Below are 2,957 nucleotides of genomic sequence, written 5' to 3'. Positions count from 1 at the left end.
AACAACAAAGGCGCCACCGGCTACGGCGTGCGCACCCTGGTGGAGTGGGTCTTGGCGCGGCAGGCTGCAGCCACCTCTTGAAGAGATCCCGCCTGAGCACCCAGGTGCGGCTGGGGGGAGAAGAATGCTACCTGGGCCCCACCCCCGAGCGGGATACCCTGCTTTGTACTTGTCGAAGCTGTTACCGAAGGCGGGCAAGATCTGAGCGCCCTTAGCCTGCCCCTGGGGAATCAAAACCAAGCCTCTGCTACGGCTGTACTCTGAAGTCAAAACTCTAGAACTAGAAGCGGTGAATCGTCTATTGCTGCTTTGAGGTCACCGCCACAGCAACATTCACCCAGAGGTAGAGAGCTACTGGCTGGTTTGACTATTTAATTAATTTTAATGATCACAGGAGCTTGACCAGAAATTGGAGGACTCGAGGAGTCTGTAACGGTTACCAGCGTCGAGAGAGTGGAACCAATGGGAGGTGCACCTGCCTGTGCTGGGCATTGGATAGAAATGATACCATTTGTCGTGTTGAGCGTGACTCCAGAAGGCAGAGGAGGATCTGCTGTGTAGGTAAAAGGAGGAAGAACCTTCCCTCTAGTGGTAACTTGGGGAACTACGGTAACTATTTTCCCTAAGTTATTTGTACAGTCTACCGATTGAGCATACTCAACCTGAATAGAGCCAACGGCTGACTTGACAGGGATCACAATGTTAATATCTCCTGTTAAGAAGTTACTAGCAGTAGTCAGGGCTGTGTTTAGTTTAACAGTTATGGAGCCAGCAAACACACCATCGGTTAATCGAATAACCCCGAACTGCTGAGGTCCCTTATTGCCTTCCTTAAAGATAAGAGTTGAAGGTGAAACAGTGAACGGAGCACCTGGCGCAAAAGGATTAGGGGTTCCACCTATGTCCAGTACAACCTGACCTCCAACTGGAGTTATTTTGAGCTCAACTTTTACAGCTTTAGTAGCTCCAATTAGGTCATTATCGAGGAACTCTATCGAAGAAGGAGTAACTGTAATACTAGGCGGCGGCTCTTGCTGCTTTAAGGTCACCGGCACGGCAACATTCACGCTGCCCACCGGATAATTGGCAGCGGTTGTGGCCGGGTCGCGGGTAACTGTGATGGTGGCATTGCCCTCCTGTGTAGCCGGGATCAAACGCGTCAGCACAACCTTGGGTGTATCTGTGGATCCTGGTGGAACGACAACTGTTACGAACGAGGCGGCTGTTGTGGAAACGCCCACCACCTGCGGGTTGCTGCTTTCTACCTTCAACACCAAGCTGCCGTTGGCCGGAGGAGCAGACGGCTTAAGCGTGAGAGTTTCTATAGAGCCAACAGTCGTCTTTGAGTCAAACGTAACTTCTGCTGGCGTAACGCTAACTTTTTCAACAGGAAAGGGAGTAGGGGGAGGAGGAGGGAAAGGGGTAAAAGGAGCAGGAGTTTCTGCTTTGATGGTCGGGAGAGGAGCAGGAGAGGGGATTGGAGGAATGGTTGGGGCTGCAACGGGAGTTTGGATGACAATCGTAGGAGCCGGCAAAGGGATCCCTGGTGGCGCTATGGGAGGTAGGCCCACCTCGGTACCACCAGTGGGCACGCTAGGAGTCTGAGGCGGAATGATCGGTCCAGGGACAAAGCTGGTGGCGTTCTTGTCCTTGGTTTGCTGGCAGCTAACCAAGCTGGCTGTGGTGAAGAAAACAGCGCCTACACTGCCCAAAGCCCGCGACCAATTCTTTCTAATCCTGATCCTCTTCACGTTCATTTCCTGCCACCCTCACTTAACAAAATAGGCATCACAAATCTGGCTAAAGTCGTCATCACAGGTTAGCCACTAGTTAACCACCAGATTGATGGGAGGAGCTGCACTGGGTAGAGTCTGATTGTTCGACACAAATAGCAGCGGCAAGGTGTAGATCCCGGGAGCTGTTGCCTGAATAGAAACATTGACCGCGCAAGTGGCACCTGCGGCTAAGACTCCGCCCGAAAGACTGATGATCCTCGTCCCAGGTATGGCACCAAGAACTCCTCCGCAGGTATTTGGATTAGCAATGCCGGCAGGTGTGGAAGGATTGGCAACAGCCACTCCCTCAGGCAAGATCGCCTGGAAGTTCAGACCACTCAAGGGAATGGCCCCAGCCACTCGGTTATCGACCACAAAAGTGAGAGTAACAGGCGTGTTGACCGGCGCTGGATTGGGCAGTAAGAAGCGGGTAAACAAAGGCGACGGCCCTACAGGAACCGGCGTCGGAACAGGGGTAGGGCCTGAAGTCGGCGTAGGTACGGGCGGCAGGGGTGTCGGCGTCGGGGTAGGCGTTGGCTGAGGGAGATTACTACAGGCTGGAATTGCAGAGCCACGAACTTCGTTTCGAGTTTCCTCTGGATTGAAAATCGAGTCGTCAACCCGTAAAACTTGACCAAAGCTATCTCGGATAGTTAGAACAAAAACAATGTCGTCCCCTGTCAGTCTGTCTTCGCCTTCGATCCTTCTAATCCCCTTTGAAAAAATCCTCAAGTCCTCGAAAAACCTAGGGTCTGTTGGAAATGTATAGCTAAAGTTGAATCCGTTAGCATCGGTGAACGTGTTGCCTCTCCCAATCAGCAGGTTCCTAAACTGACTCAGGGCCTCGGGCCGGATTACGCCAGTAACATCCGTTCCGCAAGTGATATTCAAGACCTGAATGTCTACACTCGCAATCACCCCTCGGACAATCAGGTTGGTCAATTCCACCCTGTAAGAGAGCGAGGCAAAGGGCTGGTCGACATCGAAGCCGCCCCCTGTCCCAAATTGCGGCGGATCCGGCAGGTCGGGCTGAATGGGCGGCGGCGTGATGGGGGCAAAGTCTGGCCCAGGGCGGAAGGTGATGGGTGTGAGGTTGGGCGAGATCGTGGGGGCCACGGCCACGGGAGGAGGCGTGGATCCATTGGCGGTCAAGAGGGGTGGCAAGCCGCCCGTGGTCTCGCT

Annotated in this window: 2 protein-coding genes; both read right to left on the bottom strand. The window is 53.6% G+C overall.

Going from position 1 to position 2,957, the window contains the following annotated elements:
* Positions 1 to 371 precede the first annotated feature (371 nt).
* Positions 372 to 1,271: a hypothetical protein gene (locus NW863_RS12630; protein ID WP_414366783.1), complete on the bottom strand. Its 900-nt coding sequence runs from the start codon at positions 1,269 to 1,271 to the stop codon at positions 372 to 374.
* A gap of 555 nt (positions 1,272 to 1,826) precedes the next feature.
* A partial coding sequence (locus NW863_RS12625) for a hypothetical protein (protein ID WP_414366782.1) occupies positions 1,827 to 2,957 on the bottom strand: 1,131 nt, incomplete at its 5' end.

Source organism: Synechococcus sp. B60.1 (assembly GCF_047462555.1).
Lineage (GTDB): Bacteria > Cyanobacteriota > Cyanobacteriia > Thermostichales > Thermostichaceae > Thermostichus.
Note: the sequence above shows the minus strand (reverse complement) of the source record. Positions and strands in the feature narration are given on the sequence as shown.